Consider the following 16202-nt stretch of genomic DNA (forward strand, 5'->3'; position numbering starts at 1 on the left):
GATCAGCGGAGGTTTCATGTCACAACACGCGCGCGTCGTTATCATCGGCTCCGGCTCGGCCGGACTGTCTGCCCTGCGCGAAGTGCGCCATGCGACCGATGACTTCCTGATCGTCAACGACGGCCATTGGGGCACGACCTGTGCCGAAAGCGGCTGCATGCCCTCCAAGGCGCTGATCGAAGCCGCCAACGCCTTCCACCGCCGCCACGATTTCGAGGCCTTCGGGATTTCCGGGGCCGAGGCGCTGCGCATCGATGTGCCCTCCGTGATGGCGCGAATGAAACGGATGCGCGACGGGTTCACGAAATCGCCGCGCGCGGTGCCCGAGAAACTCGGGGAAAAGGCGATCTCGGGCCGCGCCAAGCTCCTCGGCCCGAACCGGATCGAGGTCGCGGGCCACGGCGAAGTGACCGCCGACGCAATCATCCTCGCGACGGGCTCCTCGCCGGTGGTGCCCGGGCCATGGAAGACCTTCGGCGAACGTATCCTGACCACCGACACGCTGTTCACCCTCGACGATCTGCCCAAGCGGATCGCGGTGATCGGCATGGGCGCGATCGGCGTGGAACTGGCGCAGGCGATGGCCCGGATGGGGATCGAGGTCGCGGGTTTCGATGCGCTGGAAAGCGTCGCTGGAATGACCGACCCGGAGGTCGCAGCGGTCCTGCGCGACGCAATCGCGGCGGAGCTGCCGCTGCATCTGGGCGCGCCGGCGGAGATTTCCGAAGGCAACGCGGGCAGCCTGATCGTGAAAGGCGCAGACGGCGCAGAATTCGAGGCCGACGCCGTACTCGCCGCGATGGGACGCCGCCCCAATATTGCGGGGCTCGGGCTAGAGACGCTGGGCGTGCCGCTTGACGATCACGGGATGCCGGAGGTCGATGCCACCACCACCCGGATCGGCGATCTGCCGGTCTTTCTGACAGGCGACGCGAATGCCATTCGTCCGATTTTGCACGAGGCCTCGGACGAAGGGCATATCGCGGGGCGCAACGCCGTGGCCGACGCCCCGCGATGCTATAGCCGCCGGACCTCGATGGCCATCGCCTTCAGCGCGCCCAATGCGGTGCGCGTGGGGCAGAGCTTCAAGGATCTCGAGGGGCAGGACATCCTGATCGGCAGCGCGGATTTCGCGACGCAATCGCGCGCCCGGCTGGCCGAAGAGGCGTATGGCATGCTCCGCGTCTATGCCGAGCCCGAAACCGGCAAGCTGCTGGGCTGCGAGATGGCGCTGCCCGAGGGCGAGCATTTCGCGCATCTTTTCGGCCTCGCGATCCAGTCGGGCATGAGCGTTTTCGACATGCTGGCGATGCCCTTCTATCACCCCGTGATGGAGGAAGGTCTGCGGAGCGCCCTGCGCGAAATTTCCAAGCAGCTTCCCGAGGAAGACCGGTCGGACCTCTCCGATTGCCCCGAGAAAGGGCATCCGGCACTCGACTAAAGGGCTGCGATCTCGGCCACGCGCGCGGCGTTGTCGGGCGCGGTGGTCCCGTCCGCCATCACCAGCGAGTTCTCGAACCCGACCCGCGCCTTGCCGCCCTTGGCGAGCGCATTGCGCAGGCAGTCGGTCTCGCCCGAGCCGAAGGCGCAGATCGCCCAGTCAGGGGTGATCGCCTCGGCCTGCATCCAGTCGAGGAACGGATCGAGCATCGCGGGCGTCGAGACCTGCCCCGCAACATAGCGGCCCATCACGAAGATCAGTTGCAGCCCGGGATCGCGCAGCAGGCGATCCGGCAGAACATGCACCAGCGCCTCGGCATCCTCGCGGGAATAGAGGATATGCTGGATCGCGATCCCACGTTCCGCCGCCTCTTCGTAGAACCGTATTGCCAGCAATTCATGGTCGCGCAGCATTTCGCGCGCCGAGACCGAAACCATCTGAGCGCCCGAGTTCAACGCGACATAGCGCTGATGCCCCGGTTCGTAGCGCCCCGCAGCCTCGGTGGTGATCTGGATCGCCATCTCGCCCAGAAGCGGGCGCAGATGCGCCAGCGCCTCGGCATAGGCGCCGCTATCGAGCAGATGCCCGCCCGCGTCGTCGCGCAGGTGCAGATGCAGCGCCCCTGCCCCGGCGTCGCGGCAGGCCAGCGCTGTCTGCGCAATCTCGTCCAAGGTGATCGGCAGCGCCGGGTGGTCGGTCTTCGTCTTGGTCGCCCCGTTCGGCGCGACCATGATATGCGGCAGGCTCACCCGAGAACCTCGCGGATCGCGGTGCCGAGCTTGTCCACCAATTCTCCGATCTGGTCGTCGGTGATGATGAAGGGCGGCGCGAGCAGGATGTGATCGCCGCGCTGGCCATCGATCGTGCCCCCCATCGGGTAGCAGACGAGCCCCGCCTCGAAGGCCGCCGCCTTGAGCTTCTTGTTGATGGCCTTGGCCGGGTCCATCGGCTCTTTCGTGGCACGATCGGCCACGATTTCCAGCCCGCGGAACATGCCGCGTCCGCGGATGTCGCCGATATTGGGATGCTGGCCGAAGGCCTCGCGCAGAGCCGCGTCGAGCACTTCGCCCTGCTGCGCCGCCCGCGCGACCAGTCCGCCCTCGGTCAGTTTCTTCACCACCGCATCGCCCGCGGCGGTCGCGGTCGGGTGGCCGATATAGGTGTGGCCGTGCTGGAAGAAGCCCGAGCCGTTGACGAAGGCGTCGTAAATCTCGGAGGTGCAGAGCGCCGCCCCGATGGGCTGATACCCCGCGCCGAGCCCCTTCGCGATGGTGACGATATCGGGCGCGATCCCGTCCTGCTCGCAGGCGAACAGCGTGCCGGTCCGGCCCATCCCGCACATCACCTCGTCGAGGATCAGCAGGATGCCGTATTGATCGCATATCTCGCGGATGCGCTTGAAATAGCCCTTCACCGGCGGCACCGCGCCCATCGTGGCGCCGACGACCGGCTCGGCGATGAAGCCGATCACGTTCTCCGCCCCGAGGCGCTGAATTTCGGCCTCAAGCTCGTTGGCGACGCGCAGACCGTATTCCTCGGCGGTCTCGCCTTCCTCGCGCCAGCGGTATTCATGCACGGGTGCGATGTGGCTCACATCGATCAGCAGCGGGTTGAACTTCTCGCGACGCCACGCATTGCCGCCAGCGGCCAGCGCGCCCAGCGTGTTGCCGTGATAGGACTGGCGGCGCGCGATGAAATGCGACCGGCTCGGCTCGCCCTTCTCGACGAAATACTGCCTCGCCATCTTGAGCGCGCTCTCCACCGCCTCCGATCCCCCGGACGTGAAATAGACGCGCTCGAGGCTCCCCGGCGCGTGAGCGATGAGGCGATCTGCCAGACGTTCGGCGGGTTCGGAGGTGAAGAAACTCGTGTGCGCGAAGGCGATATTGTCGATCTGAGCCTTGATCGCCGCAGTCACGTCAGCGTCAGAGTGACCGAGGCAGGAGACCGCCGCGCCCCCGGACCCATCGAGATATCGCTTCCCGTTGGCATCGAGGATGTAGATACCGTCGCCCTTTACCGCCAAGGGCGGATTGGACTTCGTGTGGCGGGGGAATACGTGACTCATATCGGTCCCTCCTTCGGGACAAGAATGCGTGAGGATCGCTGATTACCCCATGAAACATATGTTTTACGCATTGACAATATATGAAACAATTGAAACGGTCACCTCAACGCGATAACTGGTGATGGAACCTGGGGAGGAGCATTGTCCGGCAGTTTCGAACAGCGATTGGCTGCGCAATATGGCAACCTTTCCACGCGTTTGCGTGAGGCGGGAGACTATATCGCAGACAACCCGGTGAGCATCGCCACCCGTTCGCTGCGCACGCTGGCGAGCGAATCGAACCTTGCGCCCGCGACCTTCACCCGCCTCGCCCATGCGCTCGAATACGAGAATTTTGAAGAACTGCGCGAGACCATGCGCGACCAGATCGGTCGCCGCGTGTCCCCCTTCGCGGACCGCGCCGATCGACTGCAGAAGGATGCCGTCGATCCGCAGAGCAGCTTCCTCAACCGTTATGCCGCGGCCACGCAGGACAATATCGCAGCCCTGAGCGCCGCGATCGAGCCGGGACGGCTCGAGGCCGTGGCCGACAAGCTCGCCGCCGCGCGCCGGGTAGTACTGCTGGGCGCGCTCGGCTCGACGGGGATCGCGGAATACACCGCCTATATCGCCAATTTCCTAGGCGATAACTGGGAGCTGGGCGCACGGGCGGGTTCGTCGCTGGGCGCCACGCTTGCCGGGCTCGATGAGCGCGACGCGGTTCTGGTCATCACCAAGCCGCCTTTCGCCCGCTCCACCATCCGCAGCGCGATCCATGCCCATGAACAGGGCGCCTATGTCGCGCTGATTACCGACAGCCGCAGCTGTCCGGCGCTGCACGCGGCCGATGAGACCTTCATCGTGCCCACCGACAGCCCGCATTTCTACACGAGTTACGTCGCCACGCTGTTCTTGCTCGAAGCAATTCTGGCGTTGGTGGCGAAGCGCGCGGGACCCCGCGCAACCGAACGGATCGCCGAGGTCGAACGGCGCAACAGGCTTCTGGACGAAGTCTATGCGCGCTGACCGACGCGGACCGTATCTTTGAACCGAGACCCAAAAACGACCAACGGGAGTTACTCAATGAAAAAGTTCTTCAAACTCGGGGCCATCGCGGCCGTCGCCGGTGCGCTGTTCGCGCCCGCGGCGAACGCAGCCGACGAGACCTTCATCACCATCGGGACCGGCGGTGTGACCGGCGTTTACTACCCGACCGGTGGCGCGATCTGCCGCCTGATGAACAAGAGCCACAAGGAAACCGGCGTGCGTTGCTCGGTCGAATCCACCGGCGGTTCGGTCTACAACATCAACACCATCCGTTCGGGCGAACTGGACTTTGGCATCGCCCAGTCGGACTGGCAGTATCACGCCTACAAGGGCGACTCGAAGTTCTCCGATCAGGGTCCGTTCGAGAAGCTGCGCGCCGTGTTCTCGATCCACCCCGAGCCCTTCACCGTCGTCGCGCGTGCCGATAGCGGCATCAAGAACTTCGCCGACCTCAAGGGCAAGCGCGTGAACATCGGCAACCCCGGTTCGGGTCAGCGCGGCACGATGGAAGTGCTGATGGACGCGATGGGCTGGAAAACCTCGGACTTCGCGCTCGCAACCGAGCTGAAAGCCGCCGAGCAGTCGAAAGCGCTCTGCGACAACCAGATCGACGCGATGGTCTACACCGTGGGTCACCCCTCGGGTTCGATCCAGGAAGCCACCACCTCGTGCGACGCGACCCTCGTGAACGTCACGGGTGACGCGGTCGACAAGCTGGTCGCCGACAACCCCTACTACGCGAAAGCCACCATTCCGGGCGGTATGTATCGCGGCAACCCCGACGACACCCAGACCTTCGGTGTGCGCGCGACCCTCGTGACCTCGGCGGATGAGCCCGATGATGTCGTCTACGCTCTGGTGAAGTCGGTCTTCGACAACTTCGACGAGTTCAAGAAGCTGCACCCGGCTTTCGCGCATCTGACGCCGGAAGAGATGGTCACCAAGGGCATCTCCGCTCCGATCCATCCGGGCGCTCTGAAGTACTATAAGGAGCAGGGCTGGATCAAATAAGCCCTGCACATACCTGGGCGGGCGCGCTTGCGTGCCCGCCTTTTTTAGTTTCAGCTTTAAGATCATGCCGGAACAGGCGGACGGCCCTGGGGGCCGCTAGGGGGAACGATGGCGGAAAATCGCGCCTTGAACGAACAGGAATTACAGGAGCTCGTCCAAGCTTCTGACAGCGGGGCGCGCAGCCCCAGAGGTTGGGTCGGGCTCATGGTCGCCGTGGTGGCGCTGAGCTGGTCGATCTTTCAGGTGCTTCTGGCCTCGCCCATCGGGCCCTATGTGCTGCCGGGCGACCTGATCAACAACGCCCGCCAGATCCATCTGGCCTATGCCATCTTCCTCTCGGCGATGGCGTATCCGCTGTTCAAATCTTCACCCAAGGACCATGTGCCGTGGTATGACTGGATCCTCGCGGTCGGCGGTGCGCTGCTCTCGATGTACGGCTATTTCTTCTACCAGAAGATCGTCGACAATGGCGGGCTCGCCGATATGCAGGACGCCTATATCTCGGTCCTCGGCATCATCTTCCTCTTCATCGCAGCCTATCGCACGCTCGGGCCGATCATGGTCCTGCTGGCGATCGTGTTCCTGTGCTACGTCTTCTTCGGCTCCTCCGAGTTCTTCCCCGAACAGATCCGCTGGGCCGGCGCGAGCCTGCGCAAGGCCATGAGCCATATGTGGATCACCTCCGAGGGGGTCTTCGGCATCGCGCTCGGCGTCTCGACCAAGTTCGTCTTCCTCTTCGTGCTGTTCGGCGCGCTTCTCGAGAAAGCGGGCGCGGGCAACTACTTCATCCAGATGGCCTTCGGCGCGCTCGGCCACCTGCGCGGCGGCCCGGCAAAAGCCGCCGTCGTGGGCTCTGCTGCGACCGGCCTGATCTCGGGCTCGTCGATCGCGAACGTGGTCACCACCGGCACCTTCACCATTCCGCTGATGAAGCGCGTGGGCTTCTCGGCAGAAAAGGCAGGCTCGGTCGAGGTGGCCTCTTCGGTCAACGGCCAGATCATGCCCCCGGTGATGGGCGCCGCCGCTTTCCTGATGGTGGAATATGTCGGCATCTCCTATCTGGAGGTCATCAAACACGCCTTCATCCCGGCGATCATCTCCTACATCGCACTGTTCTACATCGTGCATCTGGAGGCGGTGAAGAACCGGATGCCGACGATCGGCGACCGCGTGGTCTCGGTCTGGCGCACCGCCTTTGGCATGTTCGCCTTCTTCGCGGGCTTCGCGGCTCTGTGCTACGCCACCCAATTCCCGGTGCGCCTCATCACCTCGATGGTGCCCGAGGGCGCGGCCTGGGTTCTCGCCCTGCTCGTCGTCGTGGTCTATCTCGGACTCGTCTGGGTCGCCGCGAAAGCCCCCGATCTGGAGCCGGACGATCCGAATTCGGAAATCGTGAAGCTCCCCGAGATCAAGGACATCTACAAGGCGGGCCTCTATTACCTGCTGCCGATCGTCGTTCTGGTCTATTTCCTGATGATCGAGCGCAAATCGCCGGGCCTGTCGGCCTTCTGGGCCTCGTTCCTGCTGTTCTTCATCCTGCTCACGCAGAAACCGCTCAAGGCGATGTTCCGCGGCGAGAGCGCGCCCATGAGCCGCTTCCGTGAAGGCGTTCTCGACCTGATCGGCGGCATGATCGACGGCGCGCGCAACATGATCGGGATCGGTCTGGCCACGGCCACCGCCGGGATCATCGTGGGCACCGTCTCGCTGACCGGGATCGGTCAGGTGATGGCCGATTTCGTCGAGTTCCTTTCGGGCGGCAACCTGATCCTGATGCTGATCTTCGTGGCGATCTTGTCGCTGATCCTCGGGATGGGCCTGCCGACCACGGCGAACTACATCGTCGTCAGCTCGCTGATGGTGGGCGTGGTCGTCCATCTGGGCGCACAGTCGGGCCTCGTGGTGCCGCTGATCGCGGTGCACCTGTTCGTGTTCTACTTCGGGATCATGGCAGATGTGACACCACCGGTGGGGCTAGCCTCCTTCGCGGCGGCGGCGGTCTCTGGCGGCGATGCGATCAAGACGGGCTTCACGGCGTTCTTCTATTCGCTGCGCACGGTCGCCCTGCCCTTCGTGTTCATCTTCAACACCGACCTGCTGCTGATCGACGTGACCTGGTATCAGGCGATCTTCGTCTTCATCGTGGCGACGATCGGTATCCTCGTCTTCACCGCAGGCACGATGGGCTGGTTCATCACCCGCTCGCGGATCTGGGAGACGGTGGCGCTGCTTCTGATCGCGTTCACCCTGTTCCGTCCCGGCTATTTCATGAACATGATCGAGCCGCCCTATAACGAGGTGCCGCCTGCCAATATCACGCAGCGTCTCGACAAGGCGCCGGTCGGTCGCGAGTTGCGGCTGGTCTTCTCGGGGCCCGATTACACAACGGGCGATCCGAAGGACATGACGGTGCTGGTCAAGGTGCCCGAGGGCGCGACGGGTCAGGACCGGCTCGACAAGCTCGGCCTGAGCTTCACTGAGACGGACGGCAAGATGGTCGCGGACGAGCCGATGTTCGGCACGGAGCTGCAGACCAAACTGCAGGGCTTCGACTTCTACGGCGACAATCCCGTCACCCTGTCCAACGTGAAGGTGCCGAACGATCAGCTTCCGAAAGAGCTGATGTTCATCCCCGCCTTCGCCCTTCTCGCGCTCATCGCTTTCCTGCAAAATCGGCGCAAGGAAGACGATGACGCAGCCTTTGCTGAAGGAGAACCGGCATGACCAATACCATTCTCTGCGCGATCGACATGAACCGCCCCAAGACCGAGCGCAAAGTGCTCGAATGGGCGGCGCGGCTGGCCAAGATGGAAGGCGCACAGCTCGACGTGATCACCGTGGTGCCCGATTACGGCTCGGCGGTGGTCGGGGCCTTCTTCTCGGACGATCACACCGCGAAAGCGAAGGAGCATGCGCGCGAGCTGCTGCATGACTTCGTCGCCGAGGTGGTCGGGCCCGAGGTGAACGCCAAGGTGCGCCACATCGTGGGCGTCGGCACCGCCTATCACGAGATCCTTTCGCTGGCCGAAAAGGACGGCGCGGACATGATCGTGCTCGGGGCGCACCGCCCCGATCTCAGCGATTACCTGCTCGGGCCGAACGCCGCGCGGGTCGTGCGGCACTCGAATTGCTGCGTCTTCGTCGTGCGCTGAGCACGCGACCGACGCCAAAAGCTAAGGGCGCGCCCGGACGATGGGCGCGCCCTTTTTCTATCGGAGCCCGGATCAGGCGGCCCCGGAACAGGCTGCCCTAGATCAGGCGGCAGTATGCAACTGGCGCGGGGCCGACTGAGCTGCGATCACACAGGCTTCGGCCATTTCGCGACGCCGCTGCGTGGAGTATTCCGCAGGCATCCGCAGCGCCGCGTATTGGCGCCCATCCTCGTCGTTGCGATAGGTCGGGCCCATCCGGCTCACATCGTAGCCAAGCTGGCGCAGCGCGCGCATCAGGGCGAGCGAGGAGAGGCAGATCAACTCGTCCGCACCGCGTTCCCTGGCGCGCTCCACCAGCCCGTCGACGATGAGCCGCAGACAGGTCGAGCGTTCCGCCTGCGTGGTGAGCGCGTCGGAAATCACCAGCCGCGTGCATTCCCAGACCCTCTCGCTCGCGATTTCGGTCGGCAGGATTTCCGGCGGGATATGCGGCAACTTCCCCAGATGCGCGTCGCGCAGCATGTAGGTATTGCCGCCCCAGATCGCCGCGGTCGACATGACCCTTGCCCCGCCCACCACCTGCCCGTCTTTCAGCACGAGCGAGTAATGCGCCAAGGGCGTATCGTATTGGTCCATTTCTACTTCGTCATTATGCGGCACGTCCCAACCGAGCGTGTCGACGAAGACCTCCTTGCGCAGGCGCAGGAAGTCGTAAAAAGCGGTGCCGAAGCGGTGAAGTTGCGAAAATTCGAAAGTGCAGTTTTGCATTGGAGCCTCCTTCTGGATAGCTCCATCGAAACCACGAATTTGTGAAAAATTCACTCTTTTAGGTTGTATAAACCTAGATCAGTCGCCTTGAAGTCGCGATTGCGAGCATTTCAATCGCATTTCGCGCCCCCAGTTTTCGGCTCGCAGAAGACAGCCGCGCTTTCACGCCGCTTTCGGAAATTGCGAGTTCCGCGGCGATCTGTTTGATCAAGAGCCCGTCGGCGCGGAAGCGGATCGCCTCGATTTCGGCATCCGTGAGCGAGCGTTGCGAGGCGTCGACATGCAAGGCCTTGAGCATATCGAAAGCTTCATGAAGCTCGGCATCGGTGAAATCGCGATCCGACCGGAACAGGACCGCGTGGCTGCGGCGCCCGGCATCGCTCGGCGTGTTGTAAGAGATCGTGGCGGCGTAGGTCAGCCCCATCCGTCGAGCCATGCCGACGACGTCTCGGGGATCGTCCTTCAGGTCGACCCAGCGCACATACCCGACATTGTGGTAGACCCAGTGCATCGAAGGGTCCTGCACGACCAGACCGTGCTGGGTGTACATGTCGACCCAGTCACTGTTCAGACGGTTGAGTTCGGCTTCGGGAAATGCATATCCAACCCTGAGCGCGAGGTAAAACCCGGCCGGGGCGATTTCATTCAATCGCTTTTCGCAATCCCTCAGTTCCATATTCTGATGGTCAATTCACTTGCACTCACTGCGGTCGCAGCCTACCGTCGCACGCGTCGCTGCAGCCTTGTACCAACAACCTAAAGACGAATTCCCGTGATGGAAACAGCAAACCGCAAGGAAATCGCCAGCCTGCTAGAGGACCTCGGGCAAACCTGCGACACTGGTTTCGCATTTGCCCTGCATATCCGCTTCACTCGCCCGAACATCCTTTATCGCACATATCCCGAGCCATGGATCGACGAATATAGCGAAAAGGGCATGATGATGGACGACCCTGTCGTCCTGTGGGGCTTGCAGCATGTGGGTATCGTGCGGTGGGACGATCTCGATGACCCCAAGGGGGTTCTGAAAGGTGCGAAATCCCACGGACTTTATAATGGCCTGACCTGCGCAGTGCTGGAGAACGGCTCGCGCTCGATTTCGGGGTTCACACGATCCAGCGCCCCCTTCTCCGAGGACGAAGCGCAAGACCTGCTTGAGAAGACCCGGCGCCTGCACAACCTGACGGCGGGCCTGTCGGACCTCTGAGAAAAGGCGCTTTTTCCCTTCTCTCGGCTCGATTGTCCAAGTCGAATCAAGGGATAGGCGCGAAGACGAGAAGTCGAACCGGCAGCGCCCCACTCAACCTTAGCGTGCAAACTTCATCTATCGGAAGGTCGATTTTTTTCGGCCTTCCGAATTTCGGTCGAAATGCTTTGCTTTCGCTTGATCGGCCCGAAAATCGCCCCCTACCCTTTTGAAATATCTGTAATCGGGATCGACAGGCCTGGTCCGGCCCAGAGCGATTAAGTTGACCTCAAACCGGACTGGGCAGTCGTTGCCGTTCTTCTGTGGGGGGGAGAACATGACGCATCTGCCACGTTTCGAGACGCAAGATATCTCTTGGGCGCCGCCGCGCCGGCATAAGGGGCAGTTGCGCTGTCTCGTTGCCGGAGGGGCTGGTTTTCTGGGATCGCATCTGTGCGACCGGCTGATCGAGGCCGGTCACTCGGTGATCTGCATCGACAACCTGCTGACCGGGCGGACAAAGAATATCGCCCATCTCATGGAACATCCCGATTTCACCTTCCTCAGGCATGACGTCATCGCGCCGCTGCAGATGCATGGCGAGCTCGACCGGATCTACAATCTCGCCTGCGCGGCCTCGCCGCCGAAATATCAGCTCGATCCGCTGCACACGTTCCAGACCTGCGTCGCGGGGTCGATGAACCTTCTCAGCCTGGCCGAGCGGACCGGCGCACGCATCCTGCAGGCCTCGACCTCCGAGGTCTATGGCGACCCGGACATCTCGCCCCAGCGCGAAGATTATCGCGGTCGGGTGAACACCACCGGCCCCCGCGCCTGCTACGACGAGGGCAAGCGCGCGGCGGAGACGCTTTTCCACGACCTTCAGGCCATTCGCGGCATCGACACCCGCATCGCACGGATTTTCAACACCTACGGGCCCCGTATGGACCCCGAGGATGGGCGCGTGATCTCGAATTTCGTCACGCGGGCGATCCGTGGCGCGCCGCTCCAACTCTACGGCGGTGGCACGCAGACGCGCTCGCTGTGCTATGTCGATGATCTGATCAGCGGGCTGGTCGCGCTGATGGAAAGCGAGACGGTCGGCCACGATCCGGTCAATCTGGGCAATCCGGGCGAATATACCGTCGCCGAGCTGGCCCATATCGTGCGCGACATGTGCGAGAGCCACGCGCCGCTCGTCGTCTCGGATCTGCCGCTCGACGATCCGATGCAACGCTGCCCCGACATCACCCGCGCCGAGACCCGGCTGGGCTGGCGTCCGGAGATCGCGCTGCGCAGCGGCCTCGTGCCGACCATCGCCTATTTCCGGGCGGAGATAGCGGGCGTTGAAACCGCAACCGCCCCGATAACCGCAACGGCCGCCGAATGATCCAGCGCCCCGACATACGCGCTGCGATCGAGGCCGGACACCTCGCGCCCATCCTCACACCGAGGCAGGCACTGCGCTATCGGGTGCTGTTTGCGCTGTGGATGCTCGCGACGGTCTATTTCTGGAGCTGGTGGCTGACACCGTCGCATATCCTTGCGACGGTTCCTTACCTAATACTCACGGGTGTGCTGATCTGGCTTCTGGCAATGCAGATCTACTTCTTCGTGATCTTCCTGCAGGCGGTCCGCCCCTCCTCGCCCCTTCCGGAGCCGGGTCGGTGGCGCGTCGCGATGATCACGACGAAAACTCCGTCCGAACCTTTTTCGGTCGTTCGTCGGACATTGGAGGCGATGCTCGCGCAGGACTATCCGCATGACACTTGGCTCGCCGACGAGGCGCCCTCGCCCGAGACGCGCGCATGGTGCAAGATCCACGGCGTGAAGATCTCCAGCCGCCACGGCATCGCGGACTACCATCGGCAGGAATGGCCGCGCCGGACGCGCTGCAAGGAAGGAAACCTCGCCTATTTCTACGACCATTGGGGCTATCGCGATTATGACATCGTAAGCCAGCTGGACGCCGACCACGTCCCGCAATCGGGATACCTGCGCGAGATGCTGCGCCCCTTCGCCGATGATGCGGTGGGCTATGTCAGTGCGCCGTCGATCTGTGCGTCCAATGCCAAGGAAAGCTGGGCCGCGCGCACGCGGCTTTATTTCGAAGCGGCCTTCCACGGAGTTTTTCAAGCGGGCTACACTGCAGTATTCGCGCCGATGTGCATCGGCTCTCATTACGCTGTGCGCACCTCCGCGCTGAAGGAAGCTGGCGGTCTTGGTCCCGAGCTTGCCGAGGATCACTCGACCACGCTCCTGATGAACGCGGCCGGCTGGCGGGGCGTTCACGCGATCGACGCGATTGCGATCGGCGACGGCCCGGCGACCGTGACCGATCTCATCACGCAGGAGTTCCAGTGGTCGCGCTCGCTGCTGAGCCTGCTGCTGCGCTACATGCCGGACTATGTCGGCAAGATGCCGTGGCGGCTGAAGTTCCTCTTCGTGCTCTGCCAAAGCTGGTATGTCTTCTTCGCGCTCTCGATGTCGATGATGTATGTCGCCCCGATCATCGCCATCAGCTTCGACATGCGCTTTGCCGACGTGACCTATCCCGCCTTTGTCGGACATGTGCTGCCCGCAGGCACGGTGACGCTGATATTCGCCTTCATGCTGCGGCGCGATCAGTTCTTCCGTCCGCGCGACGCCAAGATTATCGCGTGGGAGAAAGCACTGTTCGTGATGATGCAATGGCCTTGGGTGCTCTGGGGATGCGTCATGGCCGTCTATGACAGGCTGTCGGGAAAATTCGTCGATTTCCGGATCACGCCGAAAGGCGAAGCCGCCTCGACGATGCTGCCGGAGCGGATCATCGCCGTTTACGGTGGCCTGGCCCTCGGGGCCTTGCTGCCAGTTCTCTTGATCGACGACGTCATCGAGGCGCGCGGGTTTTACCTCCTCTCCATGTTCAACGCCGCGTTCTATTTCGTCTTGCTGAGTGTGATCTTCGGCGCGCGCGCGCGCCGCGTTCAGATCGATTGGCGCGGCTGGCCGCGCGATATGGCGGTTCAGATGGGCACACTGAGCGTCATCGTCTCGCTCAGCTTCGGAGCCCTTTGGCTCCGCGGCGGCGAAAGCGTCTACGCGCTCATGATCGGGCTGAAATCGGTTCAGCTCGCAAAGGTCGAATACATCGTCTCGGGGGCCGGCATGGGCGCTCCGGGACAAGCGAAGTTCCACGTCAAACCGAGCTGGAAGTGACGGGGTTTCGCACTGAAAAGGAGGAGACTGACATGGCTAATGATTTGATGACCCGTCGCGAGATGATGGCCGGTGCCGCGGCGTTGGGACTGACAGTATCGGCGCGGCCGGCGTTCGCTGCGGATGTCAGCGTGCCGCCCGGCTCCTTGCCGTTCGGGGTCTATGATCCCGATGGTGATTTTGCGGATCTTTCAGGCGTGGTGATCGAGCACCTGTTCCTGCCCTGGGAGGACGTTTTCCTTCCCTCGCTGAACGACGCCGACAGCTACGCGCTCGAACGAAACCGCGCGCTTCTGGTGACACTGGAGCCCTGGACATGGTCGCGCTCGGAGCGCAACACCGCGCAATATCTGCGCCGCGGCATCGAGCGGGGCGAATACGACGCAAACATGATCGCGGTAGCCGATGTGCTGGCGACGCTGCAAAGCCCGGTCACGCTACGCTTCGCCCATGAGATGGACGACAAATCCGGCCAGTTCATCTGGTCGGACTGGAACCCCGACGACTACATCGCGGCCTATCGCCGGATGACCGACGTCGCCCGCGACCGGGCGCCGAAGATCAACCTGATGTGGTCGCCGCTGGGCGACGAGAACATGGGCGACTATTACCCGGGTGACGATTACGCCGATATCGTGGGCCTCACGGTCTTCGGGCTGCAGGCTTGGGACCAGGCCAAGTTCGGGCGCGATCAGACCTTCGACGACATCTTCGCGCCCCGCTACGCGCGGGCTGCAACCTATGGCAAACCGGTGGCAGTGGCCGAGCTCGGCTATGTCGGAAACCAGTCCTATGTCTCGATGTGGCGCGAGCGCGTCCGTCAGGAATTGCCGGACTATCCGAGCCTCGTCGGTGTCAGCTACTTCAACCAGCGCGAGGTTTACCCGTGGCCCGAAGGCTTCGGCGCGCCGGATTGGCGAATCAAGAACCAAGTTCTGACCTGAGCCACCATAGGTAGTGGCGATTTTTCGCCTACAACACCACTGCTAGACAAGACATTGAAGCTGCGCGGGAATTTCTCTCGCGCAGCCTCTTTGCATTTCGCCACAAATCCGCCTGCTTCCCGCCACGTCACCTACCAACTTGACCCGTAGGCTGAGATCGACCAATCCTGCTGGCACGAGGACGCAATCGGCCCTCTTCCGCGCAGACGGGAGGGGTCAGACCGCAACGTGAGCAGACAGGATTACAGTTCCGATGACGTTTTTATCCGTGAAAGCGGCCCGCCTTGTCGTGGCCGGCCTGATCTTTGCAGCCCCGCTGAGCAGCGCCCATGCGCAACAAGCTGGCATGCTGGACCTCAAACCAATCCGTGTTTCCGCCAAAAGCACCGCCGGTCAGGGCGGCGCAAAATTTGACTGGCTCGCCGGTCGCACCAGCAAAGCGCAAGCCACGCCGCGCGTCGTGCAGACCCGGTTCATCGGCAAGGGCAAATGGATTTGCTCGCCCGCCGGTTTCGGCAAGAAAGCAAGCTGCTTCCAGCGCTGAACGCCGCCCCTGCGCTTTAAGTGATGGCCCTGCCGCGACCGGGCCACGTCACGCTCATTCGGCGGGGAAACCCACGGTGCAGTCGATCCCGGCGGGCAGCTTGCCCTCGGGATTGGGCAGCGCGAGGCGCACTCCGAACGTGTCCGACGCCGCATCGAAGACCTTGTCGACGACGCTCACCGTCGCGTCGTATTCGCCGCCCACGGGTGCTGCGGGATAGACCTTCAACACCTGATCCTTCTTGACGCGGTCATACATCGACGTCGGCAGGAAGACCTCGACATGCAGCGGGTCGATCTGCGCGAGCTGCGCGATCGGCGCTTGCGAATAGACATATTCGCCCGGCCCCATCATCCGCGTGATCACCAGCCCGTCGATCGGCGAGCGGATCTCACGCCGCGCCAGCTGCGCCTCCACCCTTTGCAGATCGAGCTTCGCCAAATGTTGGTCCATTTGGGCCGAGCGCAGCTCCAACTGGGCCACTTCGGCATTGGTCTGGGCCTCCTGCACCTGCGCATCGGCCATCACGTTGCGCTTACCCATCTCGGTCGCGCGGTCGGCGGCCTTTTGCAGCAGCGCCACTTTGGAACGCGCGATGTCGATCGGCCCCTCGTCCTGTGCACGCTCCTTGGCATAGGTCAGCTGCGCCTCTTCGGCCTTGGATTCCAGCTTCGCGATCGGGTCGCCCTTCTTCACGGTATCCCCGCGCGAGACGAAGACCTGATCGATCACCCCGTCCACCGCCGAGCCGATCTCGAGCACCTGCCCCGGGTCGATCAGGCAATCGAAGCGCTCCTGATCCTGCGCGAGCGCCGCGCCGGGACCGAGGGCGAGAAGGAGGGTGATGGAAGTAAGCCGCAT

Annotated in this window: 15 protein-coding genes; 10 read left to right on the forward strand and 5 right to left on the reverse strand. The window is 63.1% G+C overall.

The annotated features are described in order from the left end of the window. The first annotated feature begins 16 nt into the window (after positions 1-16). A complete protein-coding gene (locus F8R15_RS00250) occupies positions 17-1441 on the forward strand; it encodes a dihydrolipoyl dehydrogenase (protein ID WP_152842794.1) in 1425 nt (474 codons plus the stop codon). Here the strand turns inward: F8R15_RS00250 and F8R15_RS00255 are convergent. Together F8R15_RS00255 and F8R15_RS00260 are read right to left on the reverse strand one after the other, a co-directional pair. After that, positions 1438-2190: a 3-keto-5-aminohexanoate cleavage protein gene (locus F8R15_RS00255; protein ID WP_368730983.1), complete on the reverse strand. Its 753-nt coding sequence runs from the start codon at positions 2188-2190 to the stop codon at positions 1438-1440. The genes F8R15_RS00250 and F8R15_RS00255 overlap by 4 nt on opposite strands. Next, on the reverse strand, positions 2187-3509 hold the full coding sequence (locus F8R15_RS00260; protein ID WP_152842796.1) for an aspartate aminotransferase family protein: 1323 nt from the start codon (positions 3507-3509) through the stop codon (positions 2187-2189). Before F8R15_RS00260 ends, F8R15_RS00255 begins: the two co-directional genes overlap by 4 nt. Before the next feature lie 141 nt (positions 3510-3650). Between F8R15_RS00260 and F8R15_RS00265 the strand changes: the two genes are divergently transcribed. The 4 genes from F8R15_RS00265 (at position 3651) to F8R15_RS00280 (ending at position 8698) form a co-directional block, all read left to right on the forward strand. Then, positions 3651-4514 carry a MurR/RpiR family transcriptional regulator gene (locus F8R15_RS00265; protein WP_253732304.1) on the forward strand — a complete coding sequence of 288 codons (864 nt, stop codon included), beginning with the start codon at positions 3651-3653 and terminating at the stop codon, positions 4512-4514. A gap of 57 nt (positions 4515-4571) precedes the next feature. Beyond that, complete coding sequence (locus F8R15_RS00270) at positions 4572-5546, forward strand: TAXI family TRAP transporter solute-binding subunit (protein ID WP_078519556.1); 975 nt, start codon at positions 4572-4574, stop codon at positions 5544-5546. A gap of 108 nt (positions 5547-5654) precedes the next feature. Next, the gene (locus tag F8R15_RS00275) at positions 5655-8270 is read left to right on the forward strand and encodes a TRAP transporter permease (protein ID WP_152842798.1); all 2616 of its coding nucleotides are present in this window, start codon (positions 5655-5657) and stop codon (positions 8268-8270) included. Continuing rightward, a complete protein-coding gene (locus tag F8R15_RS00280; protein ID WP_083074852.1) occupies positions 8267-8698 on the forward strand; it encodes a universal stress protein in 432 nt (143 codons plus the stop codon). Before F8R15_RS00275 ends, F8R15_RS00280 begins: the two co-directional genes overlap by 4 nt. 102 nt (positions 8699-8800) lie before the next feature. On the opposite strand, the gene F8R15_RS00285 is transcribed toward F8R15_RS00280, so the two are convergent. Then, a complete protein-coding gene (locus F8R15_RS00285; protein ID WP_078599396.1) occupies positions 8801-9466 on the reverse strand; it encodes an acyl-homoserine-lactone synthase in 666 nt (221 codons plus the stop codon). A 73-nt stretch (positions 9467-9539) separates the two neighbouring features. Further along, on the reverse strand, positions 9540-10115 hold the full coding sequence (locus F8R15_RS00290) for a response regulator transcription factor (RefSeq protein WP_168173940.1): 576 nt from the start codon (positions 10113-10115) through the stop codon (positions 9540-9542). 126 nt (positions 10116-10241) lie between these two features. Here F8R15_RS00290 and F8R15_RS00295 point away from each other — a divergent pair, with 126 nt between their 5' ends. The 5 genes from F8R15_RS00295 to F8R15_RS00315 all read left to right on the forward strand — a co-directional run bounded on the left by F8R15_RS00295 (position 10242) and on the right by F8R15_RS00315 (position 15341). Then, positions 10242-10673 carry an autoinducer binding domain-containing protein gene (locus F8R15_RS00295; RefSeq protein WP_078539643.1) on the forward strand — a complete coding sequence of 144 codons (432 nt, stop codon included), beginning with the start codon at positions 10242-10244 and terminating at the stop codon, positions 10671-10673. A gap of 316 nt (positions 10674-10989) precedes the next feature. Then, on the forward strand, positions 10990-12042 hold the full coding sequence (locus tag F8R15_RS00300; RefSeq protein WP_152842799.1) for a UDP-glucuronic acid decarboxylase family protein: 1053 nt from the start codon (positions 10990-10992) through the stop codon (positions 12040-12042). A 101-nt stretch (positions 12043-12143) separates the two neighbouring features. Beyond that, positions 12144-13853 carry a glycosyltransferase gene (locus F8R15_RS00305; RefSeq protein WP_253732334.1) on the forward strand — a complete coding sequence of 570 codons (1710 nt, stop codon included), beginning with the start codon at positions 12144-12146 and terminating at the stop codon, positions 13851-13853. 32 nt (positions 13854-13885) lie between these two features. Continuing rightward, a complete protein-coding gene (locus F8R15_RS00310) occupies positions 13886-14797 on the forward strand; it encodes a glycoside hydrolase family 26 protein (RefSeq protein ID WP_152842803.1) in 912 nt (303 codons plus the stop codon). 268 nt (positions 14798-15065) lie between these two features. After that, positions 15066-15341: a hypothetical protein gene (locus F8R15_RS00315; protein ID WP_143593777.1), complete on the forward strand. Its 276-nt coding sequence runs from the start codon at positions 15066-15068 to the stop codon at positions 15339-15341. A 54-nt stretch (positions 15342-15395) separates the two neighbouring features. Here F8R15_RS00315 and F8R15_RS00320 read toward each other — a convergent pair whose 3' ends face one another. Continuing rightward, positions 15396-16202: an efflux RND transporter periplasmic adaptor subunit gene (locus tag F8R15_RS00320; RefSeq protein WP_078603883.1), complete on the reverse strand. Its 807-nt coding sequence runs from the start codon at positions 16200-16202 to the stop codon at positions 15396-15398.

The organism is Thioclava sp. JE_KL1, from assembly GCF_009296265.1.
Classification (GTDB): Bacteria; Pseudomonadota; Alphaproteobacteria; order Rhodobacterales; family Rhodobacteraceae; genus Thioclava.